Annotated in this window: 21 protein-coding genes; 2 read left to right on the forward strand and 19 right to left on the reverse strand. The window is 30.7% G+C overall.

Annotation, left to right across the window (positions count from 1 at the left end; genetic code table 11):
- Positions 1-96: 96 nt before the first annotated feature.
- From HGI79_RS10410 to mraZ, 18 genes are all read right to left on the reverse strand, one after another.
- Positions 97-789, reverse strand: a complete 693-nt coding sequence (locus HGI79_RS10410) for a 5'-methylthioadenosine/adenosylhomocysteine nucleosidase (protein WP_185650593.1) — start codon at positions 787-789, stop codon at positions 97-99.
- Between the two features lie 140 nt (positions 790-929).
- A complete protein-coding gene (locus tag HGI79_RS10405) occupies positions 930-1,559 on the reverse strand; it encodes a DivIVA domain-containing protein (protein ID WP_185650594.1) in 630 nt (209 codons plus the stop codon).
- Between the two features lie 15 nt (positions 1,560-1,574).
- Positions 1,575-2,345, reverse strand: a complete 771-nt coding sequence (locus tag HGI79_RS10400) for an RNA-binding protein (RefSeq protein ID WP_185650595.1) — start codon at positions 2,343-2,345, stop codon at positions 1,575-1,577.
- A gap of 1 nt (position 2,346) precedes the next feature.
- On the reverse strand, positions 2,347-2,613 hold the full coding sequence (locus HGI79_RS10395; protein ID WP_185650596.1) for a YggT family protein: 267 nt from the start codon (positions 2,611-2,613) through the stop codon (positions 2,347-2,349).
- A gap of 14 nt (positions 2,614-2,627) precedes the next feature.
- On the reverse strand, positions 2,628-3,089 hold the full coding sequence (locus HGI79_RS10390) for a cell division protein SepF (protein ID WP_185650597.1): 462 nt from the start codon (positions 3,087-3,089) through the stop codon (positions 2,628-2,630).
- 12 nt (positions 3,090-3,101) lie between these two features.
- Positions 3,102-3,767 carry a YggS family pyridoxal phosphate-dependent enzyme gene (locus tag HGI79_RS10385; RefSeq protein ID WP_185650598.1) on the reverse strand — a complete coding sequence of 222 codons (666 nt, stop codon included), beginning with the start codon at positions 3,765-3,767 and terminating at the stop codon, positions 3,102-3,104.
- A 176-nt stretch (positions 3,768-3,943) separates the two neighbouring features.
- Entirely contained in the window at positions 3,944-4,660 is a 717-nt protein-coding gene (locus HGI79_RS10380) for a DUF881 domain-containing protein (protein WP_185650599.1), read from the reverse strand.
- 13 nt (positions 4,661-4,673) lie between these two features.
- A complete protein-coding gene (locus tag HGI79_RS10375; RefSeq protein ID WP_185650600.1) occupies positions 4,674-5,012 on the reverse strand; it encodes a small basic family protein in 339 nt (112 codons plus the stop codon).
- A gap of 20 nt (positions 5,013-5,032) precedes the next feature.
- On the reverse strand, positions 5,033-5,755 hold the full coding sequence (locus HGI79_RS10370) for a DUF881 domain-containing protein (RefSeq protein ID WP_185650601.1): 723 nt from the start codon (positions 5,753-5,755) through the stop codon (positions 5,033-5,035).
- 14 nt (positions 5,756-5,769) lie between these two features.
- Complete coding sequence (locus HGI79_RS10365) at positions 5,770-6,540, reverse strand: cell division protein FtsQ/DivIB (RefSeq protein ID WP_185650602.1); 771 nt, start codon at positions 6,538-6,540, stop codon at positions 5,770-5,772.
- A gap of 280 nt (positions 6,541-6,820) precedes the next feature.
- Entirely contained in the window at positions 6,821-7,924 is a 1,104-nt protein-coding gene (spoVE, locus tag HGI79_RS10360) for a stage V sporulation protein E (RefSeq protein WP_185650603.1), read from the reverse strand.
- Positions 7,925-7,988: 64 nt separating this feature from the next.
- Positions 7,989-8,936 (reverse strand): phospho-N-acetylmuramoyl-pentapeptide-transferase, encoded by a 948-nt coding sequence (gene mraY / locus HGI79_RS10355; RefSeq protein ID WP_185650604.1) that lies wholly within the window; start codon positions 8,934-8,936, stop codon positions 7,989-7,991.
- A gap of 39 nt (positions 8,937-8,975) precedes the next feature.
- The gene (gene murF, locus HGI79_RS10350; protein WP_185650605.1) at positions 8,976-10,358 is read right to left on the reverse strand and encodes a UDP-N-acetylmuramoyl-tripeptide--D-alanyl-D-alanine ligase; all 1,383 of its coding nucleotides are present in this window, start codon (positions 10,356-10,358) and stop codon (positions 8,976-8,978) included.
- Between the two features lie 32 nt (positions 10,359-10,390).
- Entirely contained in the window at positions 10,391-11,845 is a 1,455-nt protein-coding gene (locus tag HGI79_RS10345; RefSeq protein WP_185650606.1) for a UDP-N-acetylmuramoyl-L-alanyl-D-glutamate--2,6-diaminopimelate ligase, read from the reverse strand.
- Positions 11,846-12,221: 376 nt separating this feature from the next.
- Positions 12,222-14,408, reverse strand: coding sequence for a stage V sporulation protein D (locus HGI79_RS10340; RefSeq protein WP_185650607.1), 2,187 nt, complete (start codon positions 14,406-14,408; stop codon positions 12,222-12,224).
- A gap of 96 nt (positions 14,409-14,504) precedes the next feature.
- Positions 14,505-14,999 (reverse strand): hypothetical protein, encoded by a 495-nt coding sequence (locus tag HGI79_RS10335; protein WP_185650608.1) that lies wholly within the window; start codon positions 14,997-14,999, stop codon positions 14,505-14,507.
- Between the two features lie 27 nt (positions 15,000-15,026).
- Positions 15,027-15,956, reverse strand: a complete 930-nt coding sequence (gene rsmH / locus HGI79_RS10330) for a 16S rRNA (cytosine(1402)-N(4))-methyltransferase RsmH (protein WP_185650609.1) — start codon at positions 15,954-15,956, stop codon at positions 15,027-15,029.
- Positions 15,957-16,011: 55 nt separating this feature from the next.
- On the reverse strand, positions 16,012-16,440 hold the full coding sequence (gene mraZ / locus HGI79_RS10325; RefSeq protein WP_185650610.1) for a division/cell wall cluster transcriptional repressor MraZ: 429 nt from the start codon (positions 16,438-16,440) through the stop codon (positions 16,012-16,014).
- Between the two features lie 636 nt (positions 16,441-17,076).
- Between mraZ and HGI79_RS10320 the strand changes: the two genes are divergently transcribed.
- Positions 17,077-17,223: a hypothetical protein gene (locus HGI79_RS10320; protein ID WP_185650611.1), complete on the forward strand. Its 147-nt coding sequence runs from the start codon at positions 17,077-17,079 to the stop codon at positions 17,221-17,223.
- Between the two features lie 125 nt (positions 17,224-17,348).
- Positions 17,349-18,446, forward strand: a complete 1,098-nt coding sequence (gene ychF, locus HGI79_RS10315) for a redox-regulated ATPase YchF (protein WP_185650612.1) — start codon at positions 17,349-17,351, stop codon at positions 18,444-18,446.
- 616 nt (positions 18,447-19,062) lie between these two features.
- On the opposite strand, the gene HGI79_RS10310 is transcribed toward ychF, so the two are convergent.
- Positions 19,063-21,378 (reverse strand): AAA family ATPase, encoded by a 2,316-nt coding sequence (locus tag HGI79_RS10310; RefSeq protein ID WP_185650613.1) that lies wholly within the window; start codon positions 21,376-21,378, stop codon positions 19,063-19,065.
- Between the last annotated feature and the right edge of the window lie 42 nt (positions 21,379-21,420).

Below are 21,420 nucleotides of genomic sequence, written 5' to 3' on the forward strand. Positions count from 1 at the left end.
ATTTAAGCTTTAGACTAATTAAAAATATTTAACGTGACGAAACATGGTAATATATCCGGTCGTATAAGTTAAATTTCCAGCATGTTTATATATCACTTACATATTTGTAAGCATGTCTTTTAAAATTTCTGTTGAATTTTTAATAGCTATAGGTGCAAACTTTTCATAGTCCATATGAGCTCCATTATTTGCATTATCTGATATAGATCTTATAACAACAAAAGGAATGCTATTTAAGTAGCAGACTTGTGCAATACTTCCACCTTCCATTTCACAAGCAAGTGCTGAAAATTTTTCGTTTAACCATTTTATTTTTTCAGTATTACAAATAAATTGATCACCAGTAACTATTCTTCCTACAAAGCTTTTGTGTTCTTCTATATTTTCACATGCTGCTTTAGCTCTGTTAACGAGACTTATTTCACATTTAAAATCATATGTATCCAGTCTTGGTATTTGTCCAATTTCATCTCCCAAAGCTGATGTATCCATGTCATGTTGTACAAGGCTATCAGCTACTACTATATCTCCTGGATAAACATCTTTTCCTATTCCGCCAGCTATACCTACATTTATTACTTTATCTACATTAAAATCATCTACTAATATTTGAGTACATACAGCAGCATTTACCTTACCTATTCCACTTCTAACTACAACTACATTTTGATTATATACCTTACCATAATTAAAATTCATATTAGCTTTAACTTTTGTACTTTCTATTTCCATATCCTTTAATAAAATTGCTAACTCCTCATCCATAGCACCTATAATTCCGATTATCATTATACTACCTCCTAAAAATATTTATATATTATGTTATTTTTTCCATCACTTTTACTTACCTGATTAATACATTACATAAATGATTGTTGATTGTCAACTTTATATTAAAATAAAAAATCTCACTCAAAGGAGTGGGATTTTTAATCATTTACAAAAAAGTTTTTAATTTCTTCTAATTCATTTTCGTTTGTAAAAATGTTTCCCTCCAAGTTATCAGTTGTATCTATTGTATTATCACTAGATACTATCTCTATCTCTTTTTCCTTTATTGGTAGGTTTCTATTTTCATTTACTTCGTACCCAATGTTGTAATTTTTTATAAATTCTTTCTCCATATCATCGAACATCTCTAACTGAGATTCCATAAAACTTCTAAACTTAGTTTTAAATTTACAAAATTCTTGTTTTGTTCTTTCAAATTCATCATTAATTTGTATTACATCGCTATGTGCTTTATCTATTATTCTTTGAGCAGCTTCGTTTGCATTTTTAAGAATTAGCTCACTTTCTTTTTTAGCATTTTCTCTTGCTTGTTCCGAAGCATTTTGTGCTAATAATAATGTATTTTGAATTGTGCTTTCCATTTTATTGTAATGATTCATTCTCTCTTCTATATTGGATAGTTTTTCTTTCAGTGATGAATTTTCTTTGTAAAGAGCTTCATAATTTTCGGCTATTCTATCTAGAAACTCATCTACTTCATCTGCATTATAGCCTCTAATAGCTTTTTTAAACTCTTTACTAGTTATTTCCATAGCCGTTATTCTCATTGTGAACACCTCAAATTAAACAAATTTTTTTACAATGATTTTCATTCTTCCGCTTCCAGTCCATCCAGCTTCTTCTATTACTTTAAATTTTCCATAGCCTCTTATGGTCATTACAGAGTCGTTCTTTAATATTTTATCTTTTCTTAGGACTTCAGAATAATTTATAAGTACTTTACCCTGCCTAATTAAATCTTCAGCTTTAGTCCTTGATATATTACATAAAGAACTAACAACACAATCAACTCTAAGTGAAGAAACATTAACAACAATGGATTCAAAATTATATAGAGGAATTTCATTAAATTCTCTATCTAAAATATCTACAGAACAAGTGGATTTTCCTACGCTAGTTAAATTATATTTAATATATGTACTTATTTCTGCACTTGCAGCAAGATAACATTTATCTTCTTTTAATATTAAATCACCTAATTTTTCCCTCTTAATTCCTAATGCCATTACAGAACCTAAATAATCTTTATGATATAGCTTATTAAATTTCGAACTGCATTTTATCATAACCAAGTCTATTGGATAGTCCCATACCTCATTATAAGAAAAAGCTACTATTTTTCTTTCTGCATCTTCAAAAATTCCATAAGTATAAATACCTATACCTAAGTTATTTTGCATGCTTTCTAATGGCATCCATATATTAGGAGTATAAAATTCTCCTGAATAAATTACTTTATTAGTTTTCTGTGCTAAAGCAATTTTATCATAAATACTAGAAGCTATACTATTCTCTATAGAATTCATCCTATTTAGAAAATCTTTTTTATTCATATCAAATAATACTGAATACAATCCTCTGTAAAATATCTAATATAAATAAGGCTATAATAGGAGAAAAGTCAATCATTAGACCAGGTATAAGCTTCTCTTGAATTTTTCTTCCTGGAGCCATAAAAGGCTCTGTAAACACACGCAGCAAATCAATAAAAGTATTTCTTTTTCCTGGCATAACCCATGAAAGAATTACCTCAATCAATATAGCTGCTTCTATAAATCTAAAAAGTAAAGATATTGCAACCCTTAAAGTACTACTTATCATACTATCCTCCAATATTACTTACTCCAACTAAAAATTCCTTTACCTGTAAGCTCACTTTTTAAGTCATTACTAACCTCAACGTTAGCTGGTGATAATATGTATACACCTTTTTCTATTTCTTCTAGGTCTCCACCTAGTGCATAGCTTGCGCCTCCCATAAAATCAAGTAGTCTCTGTGCTATTTTTGTCTCTAATCCAGTTGTATTAATTACAACAATTTTCCTGTTTTTAAGTTCATCGCAAATGTCCGCTGCTTCTTCATAAGTTGTTGGTTTAACAATTTTAACCTTAGCTGATATAGTTGTATGTGTATGTAGGTTTACAACTTTATTTTGTCTCTTCGAGCTAGATATAACTGGCTCCACTTCATTTGACTCATTAGTATCTTTTTTTGCTTCAGTTTCTTCTATATCTTCATCTAAATCATCTTCTAATCCTAAAAATTCCATCATTTTTGTTAGTACTTTTCCTGCCATCTAAATTACCTCCTATTTATTATTATACATTCTTTTCCCAAATATGCCTTCTCCTATTCTTACTACATTTGCTCCTTCTTCAATAGCTATGCTGTAGTCACCAGTCATTCCCATAGATAAGAATTCCATTTTAACATTTTTAAATTTTCTTTCACATAATTTATTAAATAAATTTTTCATTTGTTTAAAATAGTATCTGCAACTTTCTTCATCACCTTTAGGTATAACAGTCATAAGACCCTTTACCTGTATATTACTGCAATTTTCACAAGCTTCAAGTAAATCTTCTAAATTTTCAATATAAATTCCAGTTTTATTTTCTTCTTTTCCTATATTTATTTGAATTAATACTTGTGCTATTAGTCCTTGTTCCTTATAGTGTCTTTCAATTTCGTCAAGGAGTCTTATACTATCCAAAGAATGTATAAGATGCACTTTTCCCACTATATATTTCACTTTATTCCTTTGCAAATGACCTATTAGATGCCATCTTATATCTTTTGGTAGTTCATCATACTTAGCTGTGAGTTCTTGAACTTTGTTCTCACCAAAGTCTCTAACATCAGCATTATATGCATCTTCAATCTCTTTGACGGACTTTGTCTTTGAAACTGCCACTAATGTAACATGCTGTGGAATTTTTTTTCTTAATTCATATATATTTTCCCCAATTGACAATTTAACCGTCTCCTCCTAGTGTGTAAATGTAATTTATATTATATAAATATAAGTATTCTTCATATAAATATAAGTATTCTTCATAAAAGTTAAAATTCCTTCAAAAATTAATTAATATTTTAATTAAATTTAAATATTATATTAGAAGTTCTGACATATATTATAATTTATATTTACTATTTTCTTATCATAAACTTAATTTTTTCATCACCTATATATGCAGGTATTTTTGTGTTATCCACTTCTCTAACGTCAACTCTAATTTTTCGCATCATTAAAGTCTTTAAATAGTTTTCGTTTGACATCATATAATTATACAAAACCTCTTTGTTTCCGATAGCATTAATTGAAAATGGAACGGCTATCTTTACGCCGTTAACTCTTAAAAAAGCTCCACTACAATATATTTCTGTTTTATCTATTACTCTTTGACCATTTATAGAAATAGCTTCAGCTCCAGCATTTCTTAAATCATTTATTACGTGTACTATATCTAAATCGTGGATAACGAGTAATTGATCTTCTAATGTATTAGTCATATATTCAATTGGTGCATCTCTCAATTGTATTGTTATACCTTGACCTTCTACAGCTGTCTTTCCTAGTATTAAATTATTTTCACTTAATTCATCATTTATAGTGCTAACAATTTGAGACTGGTTTTCTTCATTATTTTTATACTTTTGTAGTTTTGTATAATAATCATCATATTGATTCATAAGTCCTGTTATTTCTCCATATAACTTATTCTTATAGTTATATGCATCTTGATATTGTTTTGCACTTAAAAAAACTGTCGCAGTATCTCTAGTAAAACCAATATTCGTAGATATCAGTATACCTATAATTATAGAAGCTATAAAAACGAAAGCATTAGCTTCATTATTCTTCATTCAATTCACCTCATTAACGAGCTCTAGCCTTCTCAATTAGTAATCTTCTAATAGTTGCAAAGTTGTCAAATATTCTTCCCCCAAATACTATTACCGCTGCAAGATATATGGGTACCCCTAGTTTATCTCCTAAGTAAGCTAAACCTGCAGCTAAAACTGCATTTCCAAAAAAACCTGATATAAATATATCTGGTTGGAAATTTTTTCCAAGACTTCCTTTTATGGCACCAAATACCGAATCTAGGCAGGCCAATATTGCCACCGACATATAGGGAGAAAACTTATCAGGAATATTAACATTCCAAATAACACCTACTATTATCCCGATTATAAGTCCAATAAATCCTATCATTATTTGTATACACCTCTAATCTATTGTTTTACTGGTTTTACTGGTTTTACATATTCAAATTTATAAGTTTTATTGTATTTTTTAATCACTATGTTATCGGATTTTTCAAATTTAACGTCACTTAACATTTTGAAATCTGAAAAAACTTCTGGAAAACTCAAATCACTATATAATAAATTTTTATCTCCTATGGCTTGTATTACAATTCTGCTTGATGGAGAAACTTTTTCGTCATTTATTAATATATAGTTTCCAGCAGTTCTTATACCAGTTCTAGAAACTATTCTAATATCGTTAATTGATATTGCTTCAGCTCCTGCAAACCTTAACTCATTAACTAAATATGCTAAATGTTTGTCAGTTATCTGATCCCCTATATTATTTCCTAAAAGTTTATTGTTAGGTTCTAAATAAATTATTACACCAGGCCCCTTTACATCCGTAAGTCCAGTCATCATTCTAGTATTATCTAATTCTTCCAAAAGATTTTTAGTAGCATCACTTTTCCCTGCTACTGCATTTTCATAGTTTTTCACCTGATTTTGAAGGTCGTTTACCTTTTGCTCTAGTGCTTGTTTTTGTTTTTTATACTGCTCTATTTCTACAGTAACATCAGTGCTATTTTTATTGGTAATACTTAATGTTTGATCTTGCTTCATTAGAATTTTAAATTGATAAGCAAGCATAAACCCAAGTATTCCGCATACTACTGCTACACTGACCTGTGATTTAACTCTACGCATTAATATATATCCTCCTATTTTTGAATAAAGAACACAGGATTACCATCAAAGCTTACATCTATATATCCCTTAGCTCCTTGTAATTCTTTTCTCTGTAGTATATTTACAGCTTTGTTAATTTTTTTCTCTATATTAGCAGCATCTCCAAGTCTAATATACATGTCTCCAAAGTATAGTTTTATGTCTATTGAACTGGTTACATCAACAGAAGTCATACCTGATACTGCAGTACTATTAGGTATTATACTACCTATAACAGTCACTGCATCTATTTTTCGCTTATCATCATCTTTAATAGGCTTACCTATTTCAACCTTACTATAGTCGAACCCATCTAATCTTACAAGTTTCATATTTTTTATATCGTCTTTTTTCTGCAATACTATACCATCTTTGTCAATTATAAGATATTTATCATCATACTTAGTATAAAAAACAGCATTTCTTTCTTTTACATCGATTATTACGGTTGAGGGAAGCCTCTTCTTTATAGATGCACTATATATATAGGGATTACTTAAAATATTATTTATACTGCTGTTTGTATGTATATAAAAGATGTTATTTCCAATACTAATATTAGAAAGATTAACTATATCTTTGTCCGAAATATTTTTACTTCCGTTAACTTGAATAATTTTTATATTGAAAAAAGAAAGCTTTAGGCAGAGTATAGCGAAAAGCGATACTAACATAATAAACAGCATAAAGAGTTTTTTTATCTTTTTTCTCTTTCTTCTTTTTAAAATTAATTCATTATTTGTCTTATTTAGAGCTTGACTCATAAATTTTAACCACCTTAATGCTACCATTAGTTTATACAATGCTTACAATATTACACTTACAATCAAAATATCTCTGTACTAATTAAAGTTTTGCTAACAGTATTTTTTAAGTTACAACAAATTTAATTTATATTAAATTTTTCTCTTAATAATTTTCAACAATAACATATATATATAATAACACTTCATTAAATTAATTTCATTAAAATATTCATTAAATTTATATTATTTTTTACAAAGTAAATTATAGCATTGCCATAAGCAATGCTATAATTTAATGTTAATCATATTCTCTTTGCCGTGATATATTTAATAATACTCCCGCAGCTATAAGATTAAACAGTATAGATGATCCTCCATAGCTTATAAATGGCAGTGGGACTCCAGTTACTGGCATAGAACCTGTAACAACCGCTATATTAATTATAGCCTGCACCGCAATAACCGATGTAATTCCGGTAGCTAGTAATGTTCCATAGGTATCTTTAGCTTTTACTGCAGTTACAATTCCTCTCCATATAAATATAATGAACAGTATAACAATAAAGGTACAACCTATAAGTCCTAATTCTTCTCCTATGATAGAAAATATAAAATCATTGTGAGGTTCTGGTATGTAATAGCACTTTTGCCTTGACTTACCGAGGCCCATTCCCCATATACCTCCTGATCCCAGTGCAAGAAGAGATTGTATCAGTTGATATCCATCTCCTTTCGGATCCTTCCATGGATCTAAGAAGCTAGTAAATCTAGCCATTCTATAAGGTTCAAAAAGTATGCCCGCTACCCCTGCCAGTGCCACTAATCCGATTAATCCGAGCATATGAGAGGTTTTGGCTCCTGCTACATAAAGTACAATAAGAGTAACCATCAATATTACCGTGGCAATACTTAGATTTTTTTCTAAGAAAACCATACCAGCATAAAACCCAGAAACTAATAGATATGGTATAACACCATATTTTAAAGTTTTAATTTTTTCACCTTTAGTCTCTATGCTTTTAGCCATGTATAAAACTACAATATACTTAGCTATTTCAGAGGGTTGTATATGTATACCAGGTAATGTTATCCACCTTCTTGCGCCATTTACTGGTGGGAAGGCGAAAACAGCTGCCAATAATATAACAACAACTATCATTATTAGCTTTGTGTATTTCTTTATTTTATGATAATCCATTCTAATTGTCATAAACATAGAAAAACATCCAATGATAGCTGCTATTCCTTGTTTCTTTAAATAAAACATACTATCCTTTAGATTAAAAAATGCACTGTAAGAACTAGCGCTATAAACCATAACTACTCCGATAGCTACTAAAAGCATTATAGTTGAAAACAACACAAAATCTATAGGCCCCATTTTGCTGCTGGGTTTACTCATTATAAAATCCTCCTACTTAATTACTCCATCGGCCTGACTATGTTTACTAACATTATACGTTATCTTACAATGATAAAAAAGCAACAAGACATAATATGACTGTAATTATACAAAACACTGATACAACTTTAGTTTCATGCCAGCCTGACAGCTCAAAATGATGATGTATTGGACTCATTTTAAATACTCTTCTTCCTGTTAACTTAAAAGATATAACCTGTATAATAACAGATAATGTTTCCATCACATATATTCCACCTACTATTATAACCAATAATGGTAATTTTAATATCAATGCAATAGCACCTATTGCACCTCCCAGTGCCAGTGATCCCGTATCTCCCATAAATATTTGTGCAGGAAAAGCATTATATCTGAGAAATCCTAAAAGTGCACCAGCAACAACTGCACAAAAAATTGCTAAAGTATGATGTCCCATAGCAAAACTTACTAATGAGAAGAATGTCAATACTAGTAATGATACAGAGGTAGCTAATCCATCAAGTCCATCAGTTAAGTTTACTGCATTAGTTACAGCTGTAAAATATATTACAATAAACGGAATATATAATAATCCCAAGTTCCAGCTTTTATGCATAAAAGGTACTATAATGTCAGTACCTATATTAGTAGAAGCATAATAAGCAAAGGCACCTGATACTATTAATAACAAAATCATTTTTTGATAAGCTCTAAGTCCTAAGTTTTTTTTACGCAAAATCTTTAATCCATCATCTAAAGCGCCTATAATTCCAAAAGCTACAAATGCATATAAAGCAACCATAGCCTCATCTCCAAGCTTTCTAACAATTAAAAACATTGTTATGAATGAGGAAAGTATAAATATTATTCCTCCCATAGTTGGAGTACCTGCTTTTTTTTGATGACTTTTTGGTCCCTCTTCTCTTATACTCTGTCCAAATTTAAACTTATGAAGCACAGGTATTATTATAGGTCCTGCTAAAATAGATATAAAAAATGCAACTAACACTGAATAAATTAATTTGTCCATATTATATTTGCGCTCTAAATTTAGAGCGTCTTCACCTCCTTAACAGTTATTCTTCTTTAGTATATCAACAATTATTTCAAGTTTCATGGCTCTTGAAGCTTTTATTAAAATAGCATCTCCATACTGCAGACACTGTTCTAAGAGATATTTTGAAGCAGAATCAATATCGCCAAAGGCTTTGAATTTGTGTAAGCAATTATATCCTTCTTCGTAAGCCTTACTAAATTCTCCAATAGTTATAAGTACATCTACTCCATTTTCAAAGGCATATCTACCTATATCTGTATGAGCATTAAAGGATTTATGTCCTAACTCTCCCATAGTACCAAGAACTGCAATTTTTCTTTTTGCTTTTAAATTTTTCAGTACATCTATAGCCGCTTTCATAGAATCGGGATTAGCATTATAACAATCGTTTATAATAGTAAATTTTTCACCTTTAATTATGTCTAATCTCATAGCTGTAGTCTGCAGCTTCTTTAATCCGTCAGTTATTTCTGCATAATTTAGTCCTAAAATTTTTCCACAGACTATAGCTAATAAACCATTTGATATTGTATGCTTTCCTGGAACATCTATATGATACTTTTCATCTAAAATGTTACTTGATTCATTAATTGAAAATTCAACATACTCTTCCCCTAAATATATATTTTCTGCTTTGAAGTTTCCTTCATTATCTATTGCTGTTTTAATTAATCGGAAGTTATGTTCTTTTATATTACTTAGCAAATCATTATCGCTGTTTACTATCAAAGTGTTATTCTTACTAAAGTAATCCGTAATTTCAAGTTTTGCCTTAAGTATATTTTCTCTATTTCCAAGATTTCCTATATGAGCTGTTCCTACATTAGTTATTAACGCTATATCTGGTCTTGCTGCCTTTGCCATAGTATGAATTTCATTTAAATTATTCATCCCCATTTCTAAAACCGCAATATCATAGCTATTGTCTAACTTAAATATCATAAGCGGAAGACCTATTTGATTATTAAAATTCCCTTCAGTCTTAAACACTTTATATTTAGAACTTAAAACAGCTGCTACCAAATCCTTAGTTGATGTTTTACCTGTAGATCCAGTTATTCCTATTACTTTAACATCAAGCTTACTTCTGTAAAATTCCGCTAAATCAAGTAATGCCTTTCTTGTATCTTCAACCTTAATAACTGTAGTATTTTTATTAATATCTTCTTCTTTGTATTTTATTTCATCCACAATACAGATAACCGCACCTTTTTCACTAGCCTCTTTTATATAATTATTACCATTAAAATTTTCGCCTTTTAATGCAAAAAATATATTACCTTTTTCTATTTTTCTTGTATCTGTACTAACAGCATTAAATTCAAAGTTTTCTCCCTTTAAAATTATTTTTCCTTGAACTGCATCAACTATTTCTTTATAAGTCATTCTTTCCAATAGCTGCCAACCCCTTTCCAATAGCTATAAAGTTATTTTTTTAATTCCCCAACTATTTCTGCAATAATTTCTCTCTCATCAAAATGTATAGTTTTATCTTTTAGTACTTGATAATCTTCATGTCCTTTTCCAGCTACCACAATAACATCATCTTTTTCTGCCATTTCCATAGCTTTTTTAATGGCCTCTCTTCTATTTTCTATAATAATGAAGTTGTCTTTATTAATACCGCTTTTTATTTCCTGTATTATTGACAATGGATCTTCTGTCCTAGGATTATCCGAGGTGATTACTGCTAAATCACTTAATTCCGTTCCTATTCTTCCCATTATAGACCTCTTAGCATTATCTCTATCTCCGCCACAGCCAAATACACTTATAAGTCTCCCTTTTGTAAATTCTCTAGCAGTTTTTAATATATTTTCTAGACCATCTGGAGTATGTGCATAATCAACTATTACTTCATACCCTAAGTTATAATTTTGGGTAACAATTTCACATCTGCCCGGTACGCAAAGCATACCTTCTAGACCTTTTTTTATAGTCTCAAGACATATTCCTTCATTCAAACAGGCACCTATACTGCCAAGAGCATTCATAACATTATACTTACCTGGTATATTTAAATTTATATGCTCACATTGTTCTTTGTATGTTACGTCAAATTCTATTCCTCTAGAATGCATAATTATATTAGATGCCTTTACATCACTTTCCTTTTCTATAGAATAAGACATCCTGCTGTTACCCTTGGCATCATTATATACTCTGTATCCATAGTTATCATCTATATTCACAATTGAATTAGAAGTATTTTTAAATAAAATAAGCTTTGCATTATAGTAGTTCTCAAAGGTTTTATGAAAATCTAGATGATCCTGTGTTAAATTTGTAAATATAGCTTGAGAGAACTTTATTCCATAAACTCTATCTAGATATAAAGAGTGGGAAGAAACCTCCATTACGCAGTAATCTACCCCCTGATCTATCATATCTTTAAATAGCTTTTGAAGTTCTAGTGACTCTGGTGTAGTTCTATGTGCAGGTATCTTTTGGCTGCCTATATAGTTGGCTATAGTTCCTATAAGTCCAACCTTATAACCATTTGCTTCTAATATAGACTTTATCATAAAAGTAGATGTAGTCTTTCCATTAGTTCCTGTAACCCCAATTATTTTCATCTTTTCAGCAGGCTTATTATAGTAATTTGCCGAAGCCAATGCCATAACTTTTCTACTATCCTTTACCATTATAACCGTACAATCAGGTATATTATCTATTTCCTTGCTGCATATAATAGCCACCGCACCCTTAGCAACAGCACTACTTATGTATTTATGTCCATCTGTACTATAACCTTCAATACATATAAACAAATCACCAGCTTTAACAGCTCTAGAATCATATTGTATTTCTTTTATATCTAGATTTTCATTTCCTTTTGTAAGTTGATATTCTATACCCCTCAATATTTCCTTTAGATTCATTACATCAACTCCCTAGTATTCTTATAGATTTATATAGTGTTCTACGGCTGAAATTTAACTTATACGTAGGAATATGTTGTCAAAACTGACGGCACATTTAAAAACTTTTTTATCAGTCTTAGTGAAGTGTTTTAGAAAATCTTAGGACGTTTGATATGTTTGAGCATAGCGAGTTTATCAAAGGTTCTTAGATTTTCAAAAACACGAACTTTAGACTGATTAAAAGTTTTTAACGTGCTGAAGTTTGACAACATATTCCGGAGTATAAGTTAAGTTTCCACCCACGAACCCTGCAATAACTTAAATTTCTTTACATAGCATTGGCATGCAGCGCATATAGAATTTTGTTTTCTAGTCTGCGTTACATGCCTAAATATTAATCTCCTATTGGTTCTGTATGAACATTTATAACTGTCCCTTTAGGTACTTCTTTTCCTGGAGTAACACTCTGATCCGTTACCATTCCATCTCCATCAAAATCTGCTTTAAGTCCTATACTGTTAAATATAGATATTGCTTGCTCTCGGCCTAAACCTGTAACATCTGGAACTGTTACTACTTTATTATAGTTTGGTGCGCTTCCTGTGTAAAGGATAATTTTACTTCCTTCTTTAACTGTATATCCTGGCTTTGGATTCATATCTGTAATATATTCTCCATTAGAATCACCCTCTACCTCTAACTTTTGACCCTTTAAAACTTTTTCCCCATCTGTCTTCTTCATTCCCCTTACATCTGGCACAATTACATCCTTTAACATACTTTTAGCTACATCATCTGCACTAGCATCACTCTTCATATCTAGATAATTAAATATATCATTAAATACCTGTTGCGCTACTGGTGCTGTAATTTGACCTGCATAATAATTGGAAGGATCTGGCTCATCTATAGATACAAATACTGTGATTTTAGGATCATTAGCCGGAGCCATACCACCAAAAGATGATATATATTTTCCTGGCTGATATCCCCCTTGTCCAGCTTTTTGAGCTGTTCCTGTTTTTCCGGCTATATGGTATCCATCTATAAAAGCCTTCTTTCCTCCACCTTCTGAAACAACCTTCTCTAGATAGCCTCTTAACTGAGCCATCTTATTTGAATCTAATATTTTTTTAATACTACTGTTTACATCATAGCTTTTATCTGCTGTTTCCGAGCCCGTATTCTCATCGTAATGGGATATTTCTTTCATAACATGAGGTTTTATTAAATATCCTCCATTTGCTACAGCATTTAAAGCAGTTAGATATTGAATAGGTGATGCTGTATTGGTCTGTCCAAAGGATATAGTGGCTAAGTCTAGATCACTAATACTCTGTGGTTTTTTAATTATTCCTTTTGCTTCTCCTGGTAAATCTATACCTGTTTTCTCACCAAATCCAAACTTTTGTATGTATTTATACAAGTTCTCTTTACCTACCTTTTTACCAACAGCAGCAAAACCTACATTACAAGAGTTTTTTAATATATCAATAAAACTCTCTTCTCCATGACCAGAAGTTTTCCAACAATGTATAATCTTATTTGCTACAGTAAAACTGCCTGAACAAGAGAATCTATCATTCTCACTTACCACACCTTCTTCCATGGCAGCTGAGGCTGTAATTACTTTAAATATGGATCCAGGTTCAAAAGTATCATTTACTGCTCTGTCTCTCCACATTTTCTGAAGCTCATCATAAGATTTATCTTTAATCCATGGATCATTGAGATTATAGTCCGGCTTGTTAACCAACGCTAAAACTTCACCATTTTTAGGATCCATAACTATTATAGTTACAGCTTTCGCTTTATTATCAATCATGGCTTGATCTGCGGCTTTTTCTGCAAAATGCTGAATCATTTCATCAATGGTTAAAACAACATCTTTACCATCCTTGGGTTTAGTATATTCAGAAATAGTGTATGGAAGACCCTTGCTTTTTTTATCTGTTTCAGCAATCCTGACTCCTGGTATTCCTGATAGCTCCTTATTATAATATAATTCTACCCCTGTAAGTCCATTACCATCAGAGTTAGTATGTCCAAGAACATGTGCTAAAAAATTGTTGTTAGGATAATATCTTTTAGTATCTGCAGATATTAAAACTCCTCTTAAATTTAAATCCCTTACCTTGTCTGCTTCATCTTTTTCTATTCTCCTCTTAAGATAAGCAGAACCTAATGGAAGTCCACCAGGTAGCTTCTTATTAAGTATTTTGGAAACCTGAGTCTTTTCCATTGATAAGGCCGAAGCTAATTTATCTGCAACTTCATCCTGTGTTAAATTTTTTTCTTTCATAGTATCCTTTAGTGTGTTCATATCCAAATCTACTCTATAAACGTTAGCACTTACTACAAGCTCGTGCCCGTTTCTATCTAATATCCTACCTCTTTTAGCATCAATTTTTACCTCACTTGTCCACTGATCAATTGCTAATGTTTTAAGTTTAGCCGATTGATGCACCATTACGTAAAACATTCTGCCAAATAGCACGCAGAATGCAACAAAAAGAAAGCTGAAAACAACTACCATTCTCTTTCGGATAACTACTTTATCTCTATATTCTTTTTTAGACAAACTATTACCTCCGTAAAATATTACTAAGAACAGCTATTTAAGTTGTTCTAAGCAATCCTATGAAGGTAATAAATATTGACTAATTGCTTATAAAACTTAAAATAGCATCTTTTTCAACTTATTCCATATATTCTGTTGTGTCTCTTCTTTACTTTTTTTCTCTGTGTATTGTATAACATCCTTATGTAAATCAGTATAAATTGCTGAACTTTTATCTGGTGGTAACATATGCAGCCTATTTATTGCAGTTTCCTCTATGTATTGAAGATTATTGTACTTTACTAGCTCTACTTTTAAATTTTCGTTATCCTTATTTGTTTCGCCTATATTTGATTTTATAGAATTCAGTTCCATTTGCATGTTATATATATAACAGTATCTACCTACTAAGGTTAATCCTATAGCGAAAGTTAACGCTATATTTCTTATAACCTTAACTTTATCTTTAAGTCTTCTTTGCCTTTGGTTTCTTTCCTTTATTTTTCTCTTTGCTTCTTTTTCCCTATCTATTCCTTTGTCTATGGAAGGATTATATTTAGGCTGCAGAACAGTATTACCATGTATAACGCTATCTTCATTTACCACTATCACTTTATTCACCCCACATAAATTTTAGAACTAAATTCTCTCAGCTACCCTAAGCTTTGCACTTTTACTTCTTGAATTTACCTCCATTTCTTCTTTGGAAGGTTCTATAGGCTTTCTACTTATTATCTTTATTAAAGGCTTCTTTCCACATACACAGAATGGAAAATCCGAAGGACATTTGCAAGGGTTATCTAATTCTTTAAACTTTACTTTTATTTTTCTATCTTCTAATGAATGGAAGGTTATAATTGCTATTCTTCCACCTTTGTTTAAATGCTGTATACTATCTTCTACTGCTTTATCTAATATTTCTAATTCCTTATTAACTTCGATTCTTATTGCTTGAAACGTTCTCTTTGCTGGATGACCATCTTTTTGAAACCTTGCTGGTATAGCTTCTTTAATTATTTCTACTAATCGTCCTGTAGTCTTTATGTCCTCCTTTACACGTTTTTCTACTATCTTTTTTGCTATCCTTTTAGCAAAGTTATCTTCACCATAATCTCTTATAACTCTGTATAATTCTTCTTCGCTATACCCATTAATTACATCATAGGCAGAAAAATCATCTTCTCTATTCATTCTCATATCTAATGGTGCATCTTTCATGTAACTAAAACCTCTTTCTGCTTCATCTAACTGATGAGAGGATACTCCAAGGTCCATTATTATACCGTCAACTTTTTCTACCTCTAACTCTTCTAATACTTTTTCAATATTATAAAAATTACTATGAACATATAAAACATTATTAAATGAAGCTAATCTCTTCTTAGCTGCTTCCAAAGCATTTTTATCTTGATCTATACCAATAAGTTTTCCCTCAGGAGACAACCTCTTTAAAATTTCATAAGAGTGTCCACCTCCACCTAAAGTACAATCTACATATATGCCATCTGCTTTAATATTTAGTCCGTCTATTGTTTCATTTAATAGCACAGATACATGCTTAAACTCCATATGTTACTTCCTCCGTTTTTATATTTAATCCTATTGATTAAGCAGCTTAACCAATTTAAATGCCCAATTCACCCATCTGTTCTGCGATTTGATCATAATCTATATTTGAGCTATTGTATTCCTCCCACTTTTCTTTACTCCATATTTCAATTCTATTTGATACTCCAATACTTACTATTTCCTTTTTTATGTCTCCATATTCTAAAAGACTTTGTGGAATTACTGTTCTTCCCTGTTTGTCCATCTCTATTTCATTAGCTCCAGAGAAAAAGAATCTTACAAAAGCTCTTGCATTCTTATTGGTTAAAGGAAGTTTTTTTAGCTTTTGCTCTAGTACTTCCCACTCATTTAAAGTGTAACAGTATAGACATCCGTCTAAACCCTTGGTGAGTATAAATTTATTACCTAATTCTTCTCTGAACTTCGAAGGTACAATTATTCTGTTTTTGCTATCTAAGGCGTGCTCGTATTCACCTATAAACATTTTGCACCTCAATTTTATCCATTAGCTACCATCCATAAGACTCCAGCTTTTGCAAACAGGGAGTTATGGGCTACTATGCTCTGGATTGGTTCAATTTATTATTTCACACCACTTTACACCACTTTTAACCACATAGGTTTACTTATTCTATTTTAACATAAAAATCCCTCTTTTCAAAAACTTTTTTAATGTATTTTTTAAACTTATTAAAATTATTTTTTCAACATATATCGACTTAAGTTTTTCTAAACACTTTACAAGACTTTGGCTTATACTACCTGAAGAATTATTTTCCTACATTAATTTCTACAAATTATACTACTAAATTTTTTATTATTAGTTAAGATATTATCAAAACATTTCCATTTTAAGGTAACATTCCCTTAACTTTTCTTAATAAAAACTCTCTAATACTTAAACAATAAATATATTAGCTTCTAGTAATGTCTACATAGATAAAGTGAAACTTGAATCAGATGGGGCTTTGATCCCACCTGATTCTTAGTTGAACAAATCCAGGGACGTGGCCGCTCTTTACTCCTACCTTGAAGAAGATGGGAGTATTAGAGCGGGTAGTCATCGGATAAAATATAAAACTTTGCATAGAAATATATTTTTAAGAGAGGAGATATAACCATGAGAAAATGTGGACCAATAAAGAGTATATTTAGACAACATCATGTTCACTGCTTAAATAACTATGAAAAAATGTGTATAGCTGCAATGATTGGTTTGGGTTTTATGAAGGGTGTGTGTGTGGGCATGTATCTTTCACGTAAATAGTTTTCATTTGTTTTCCAAGTTAAACTTCCATAATAAAAGCATTTCTTGAAATGACTTCTTTTGTAGAGTATAATTTAGACTGAATTATACTTGAAATTTTTGATTTGAGAAAGGAATGTACATACATGAAACTTGGAATTGTAGGCCTACCAAACGTAGGTAAAAGTACGTTATTTAATGCTATAACAAAGGCAGGTGCTGAATCTGCAAACTATCCATTTTGTACCATAGAGCCTAACGTAGGAGTTGTTAGTGTTCCTGACAAAAGATTAGATGTATTAGAGAAAATGTATAATACTAAAAAAAAGATATATACAGCTATTGAGTTTTATGATATAGCAGGCTTAGTTAGAGGTGCTAGCAAAGGCGAAGGACTTGGAAACAAATTCTTATCCCATATAAGAGAGGTTGAGGCTATAGTTCATGTAGTTAGATGCTTTGATGATCCTAATATAGTTCACGTAGATGCATCTGTTGACCCTATACGTGATATAGAAACTATAAGCTTAGAACTTATATTCTCAGATATAGAAGTTATGGATAGAAGAATTGAAAAGGTAGTTAAACTTGCTAGAAGCGGAAACAAAGAAGCTAAAGCAGAGTATGATCTTATGCAAAAGGTTAAACTGCATTTAGAAGAAGGAAAACCAGTAAGAACTATGGAACTTACTGATGATGAAGATGAACAAGTTAAAGGATTTTTCCTACTTACAACTAAACCTGTACTTTATGTAGCAAATGTTTCCGAAGATGATTTAGTGTCTGGAAATACAGAAAATGATTATGTTAAAAAAGTTAAAGAGTTTGCTGCTAACGAAGGTTCTGGGGTAGTAGTAATTTCAGCAAAAATTGAAGAAGAACTATCATCTCTAGAAGAAGATGAAAAAAGTGAAATGCTGCAAGAATATGGATTAGATGAGGCAGGTCTTGATAAGCTGATACACGAAAGTTATAAGTTGCTTGGACTTATGAGCTTCTTAACTGCTGGTGTTGTTGAAGTTAGAGCTTGGACTATAAAAAATGGTACAAAAGCACCTCAAGCTGCTGGAAAAATCCACTCAGATATAGAAAAAGGATTTATAAGAGCAGAAATAATATCCTATGATAAACTTGTAGAATCTGGTTCTGAATCCGCTGCAAGAGAAAAAGGATACTTTAGACTAGAAGGAAAAGATTATATTATGCAAGATGGAGACATCGTTCACTTTAGATTTAACGTATAATATAGGGGGCTAGAGTGAAAATTTAACTTATACGACCGGATATGTTGCCAAACTTCAGCACGTTAAAAACTTTTTATCAGTCTAAAGTTTGTGTTTTAAGCAGAGAGCCAAAATCTGTGATTTTGTGCGAATCGCTTACTCATCTGACGTAAGGAAGATGAGTTTCATATAAAATAAAAAGCTTTGATAAACTCGTACTTCAAACATATCAAAGCTCCTAAGATTTTCTAAAAACACTTCACTAAGACTGATAAAAAAGTTTTTAAATGTGCTTTCAGTTTTGGCAACATATCCCTACGTATAAGTTAAATTTTAACCAAGAATTCCTATATATAGATCTGGAACTTTTAAATTTAATTTATGTAGCATAGCACATTACTAGATTGTGCAACCTTTAAATAGTTTATTAGAAAGTCTTAGTCTCAAATTAGTAGGAAAGCTTAGTACTTTGATACTGTTTGAGCCTAAGCGAGTTTATCAAAGTCCTTAGCTTTTCTGCTAATTTGAGGCTTAGACTTTCTTAAACTATTTATCAGTGGCATAATCTAGTAATGTGCTAGGTGAAATAAATTAAATTTAAAAGTTCTGTACCTATATATTTTATATCCTTTTTAATTTACTTACGTTTTCTAGTGTCACTCTTTCCTAAGTATTTTTTAATTTCTTTTTCTATAGTATCCATTATATTTTCATATTTTACAGACTCCTCACCCATAAGTACTTCTACAGCATCCTCTATAGTTGACATTGAATAAATGTGGAAGCTTCCTTTTTTAATTGCTTCTTCTACTTCTCCACTCAATACAAGGCTATCAATATTAGAATCAGGAATAAGTACACCTTTTCCTTCTATACTATCGACTAACTTACATATCTTAAAAAAACCTTCTATTTTCTCATTGACTCCACCTATAGGCTGCACTTCTCCAAACTGATTTATGGAGCCAGTAACTGATATATTTTGCCTTATACCTATTTTACTTAGTGAAGATAGCATAGATATCACTTCTGCAACGGATGCACTGTCCCCATCTATCTTTCCATATAACTGCTCAAAGCTAATATGAAAATCTACTGGTAATTTTTCATATCCACCAATTAGTGTATTAATATATCCTCTTAAGGTATTTATTGCTTTGTTGTGAATTTTACCACTTAAATCACTTTCTTTCTGAACATCTACAATGTTCCCATTACCTTTATAGCAAGAACAGGTTATTCTTATTGGTTTTCCAAAACTAAAATAACCAGTGTCAATGACAGACAAAGCATTTATTTGACCTACTAATTTGTCTTTTACATTTATAAATATTTTACGTTCCTTATAGCTTTTAGCTATTTCTTCTTCTATTAATTCTTCACTATAAACAACCTCTATTATATCCGTTCCATTAATAGAATTTCTATTTTCATTTTCAACTTTATTATTAGCCAGCATTAAAACTCTTCCTAATTCATAATCGTCAATATACAACTTATTCTTATTTTCTGCCTTTCTTGCTGAAAATTTTGCTAGTTCTTTTATAGCTTCATCAGTTAAAGTGTTTAAGTTATTATCTCTGCATATACCATGAACTTTTTCTAAAAATGCCTGTGTAGTATCCTCATTAATATCTAATAACGACTTATATTCTGCTCTTATCTTAAATATTTTTTTAAAATCCTCATCATGGGTGTATAATAAGTCGTAGGTTTCATAATCTCCTATAAGTATTATTTTTTCACTAAACTTTACAGGCTCAGGCTTTAATCCACTAAGAGATAGAAGCTCTAAATATCCTCTATTATAATCTAAGTCTACTTTTCCACTTATTAAAGATTTCTTTAAATAGTAATATGCTGAAGAGTTATTTATAAGACTGTTAACCCTCAGTATTAAGCAACCACCGTTAGCTCTTAGAAATACTCCTGCCTTAATTAAACTTATATCTGTTGTATATACACCATTCTTATTTTCATATTCTATGCTTCCCAAAAGATTATTAACACTGGGATCTTCTTCAAAGATTACCGGTGGGCTGTCATTTTCACTGTTGTCTACCAAAACATTAACTACATATTTGTAAATTGTTTCATTTATCTCTTCTTCATCTTCATCGTAACCTATAGAATATATCTCTATTATACCTGTTTCGATATCATGGCAAACATAATTTAAAAATTCAATGACTTCAATATTATCTGCAAATTCACTCAGATATTCCTGTTTTAACTCTTTAGTCTCTTCTAAATAGTATGACTCCATAAGAACTTTTATTTTGTTGATTTCTGATAACTCCATATCCTTTAATTCATCTAGCACTTCTTGAGCGTTAACCTTTAACACACTAACTTTATTTAATATTTCTTCTTTTTCTAAAACTTCTAAAGAGTCATAATCTTTTTCATTCATTAGTTTACCTTCGTCTTTAAGTGGTATGAAGGTAAATCCATTTTTTGTAGGCCTCATGGTAAACCCATCTTCCTCTGCCATTTTTACTAATTTGCTAATTAAGTCATTTCTTTTCTTTTGTATATTATCTATGATTTCTTCTTTTTCCTTGTTTGAAGTTCCATTATAAAATTCATAAGTGCACACTTCATAGGCTTTTTGTATATTTTCTAAAGTTTTCTTAAGCTTTATACCTTTGCCACCTTCTAAAAATAAAGCTTTAGGATATTTTTCATCATCTCTTACCACGTAGCATATATCCTTAGGTCTACTTTTATTTTCTAGAATATCCTTTATAAATACCGTAATACTATCTAACTTATCCTTTGAAAAATCATCTATAAGATAAACATTATATCCTTCCTTATCTATTTCTAAAGCGGTTTTTATTTTTTTAAAAACTTCTCTATATTCGGGTACATTATTAGCTTCTTTTCTTACTTGAATATTACTAAAATTAAATTCATACACAATCTCCTCAGGCGTCAATTCTCTATTCATATCTCATCCCCCTTTCATGGCTTACTATAATAATATTCTTAA

It is taken from the genome of Clostridium sp. DJ247, from assembly GCF_014231265.1.

Coding starts and splice junctions, on each gene's coding strand:
- HGI79_RS10410 (WP_185650593.1), bottom strand. CDS start 789: ATGATAATCGGAATTATAGGTGCTATGGATGAGGAGTTAGCAATTTTA.
- HGI79_RS10405 (WP_185650594.1), bottom strand. CDS start 1,559: ATGAGAATAACGGCTATGGAAATAACTAGTAAAGAGTTTAAAAAAGCT.
- HGI79_RS10400 (WP_185650595.1), bottom strand. CDS start 2,345: ATGAATAAAAAAGATTTTCTAAATAGGATGAATTCTATAGAGAATAGT.
- HGI79_RS10395 (WP_185650596.1), bottom strand. CDS start 2,613: ATGATAAGTAGTACTTTAAGGGTTGCAATATCTTTACTTTTTAGATTT.
- HGI79_RS10390 (WP_185650597.1), bottom strand. CDS start 3,089: ATGGCAGGAAAAGTACTAACAAAAATGATGGAATTTTTAGGATTAGAA.
- HGI79_RS10380 (WP_185650599.1), bottom strand. CDS start 4,660: ATGAAGAATAATGAAGCTAATGCTTTCGTTTTTATAGCTTCTATAATT.
- HGI79_RS10375 (WP_185650600.1), bottom strand. CDS start 5,012: ATGATAGGATTTATTGGACTTATAATCGGGATAATAGTAGGTGTTATT.
- HGI79_RS10370 (WP_185650601.1), bottom strand. CDS start 5,755: ATGCGTAGAGTTAAATCACAGGTCAGTGTAGCAGTAGTATGCGGAATA.
- HGI79_RS10365 (WP_185650602.1), bottom strand. CDS start 6,540: ATGAGTCAAGCTCTAAATAAGACAAATAATGAATTAATTTTAAAAAGA.
- spoVE (WP_185650603.1), bottom strand. CDS start 7,924: ATGAGTAAACCCAGCAGCAAAATGGGGCCTATAGATTTTGTGTTGTTT.
- mraY (WP_185650604.1), bottom strand. CDS start 8,936: ATGGACAAATTAATTTATTCAGTGTTAGTTGCATTTTTTATATCTATT.
- HGI79_RS10345 (WP_185650606.1), bottom strand. CDS start 11,845: ATGAATCTAAAGGAAATATTGAGGGGTATAGAATATCAACTTACAAAA.
- rsmH (WP_185650609.1), bottom strand. CDS start 15,956: ATGGAGTTTAAGCATGTATCTGTGCTATTAAATGAAACAATAGACGGA.
- mraZ (WP_185650610.1), bottom strand. CDS start 16,440: ATGTTTATAGGTGAATACGAGCACGCCTTAGATAGCAAAAACAGAATA.
- HGI79_RS10320 (WP_185650611.1), top strand. CDS start 17,077: ATGAGAAAATGTGGACCAATAAAGAGTATATTTAGACAACATCATGTT.
- ychF (WP_185650612.1), top strand. CDS start 17,349: ATGAAACTTGGAATTGTAGGCCTACCAAACGTAGGTAAAAGTACGTTA.
- HGI79_RS10310 (WP_185650613.1), bottom strand. CDS start 21,378: ATGAATAGAGAATTGACGCCTGAGGAGATTGTGTATGAATTTAATTTT.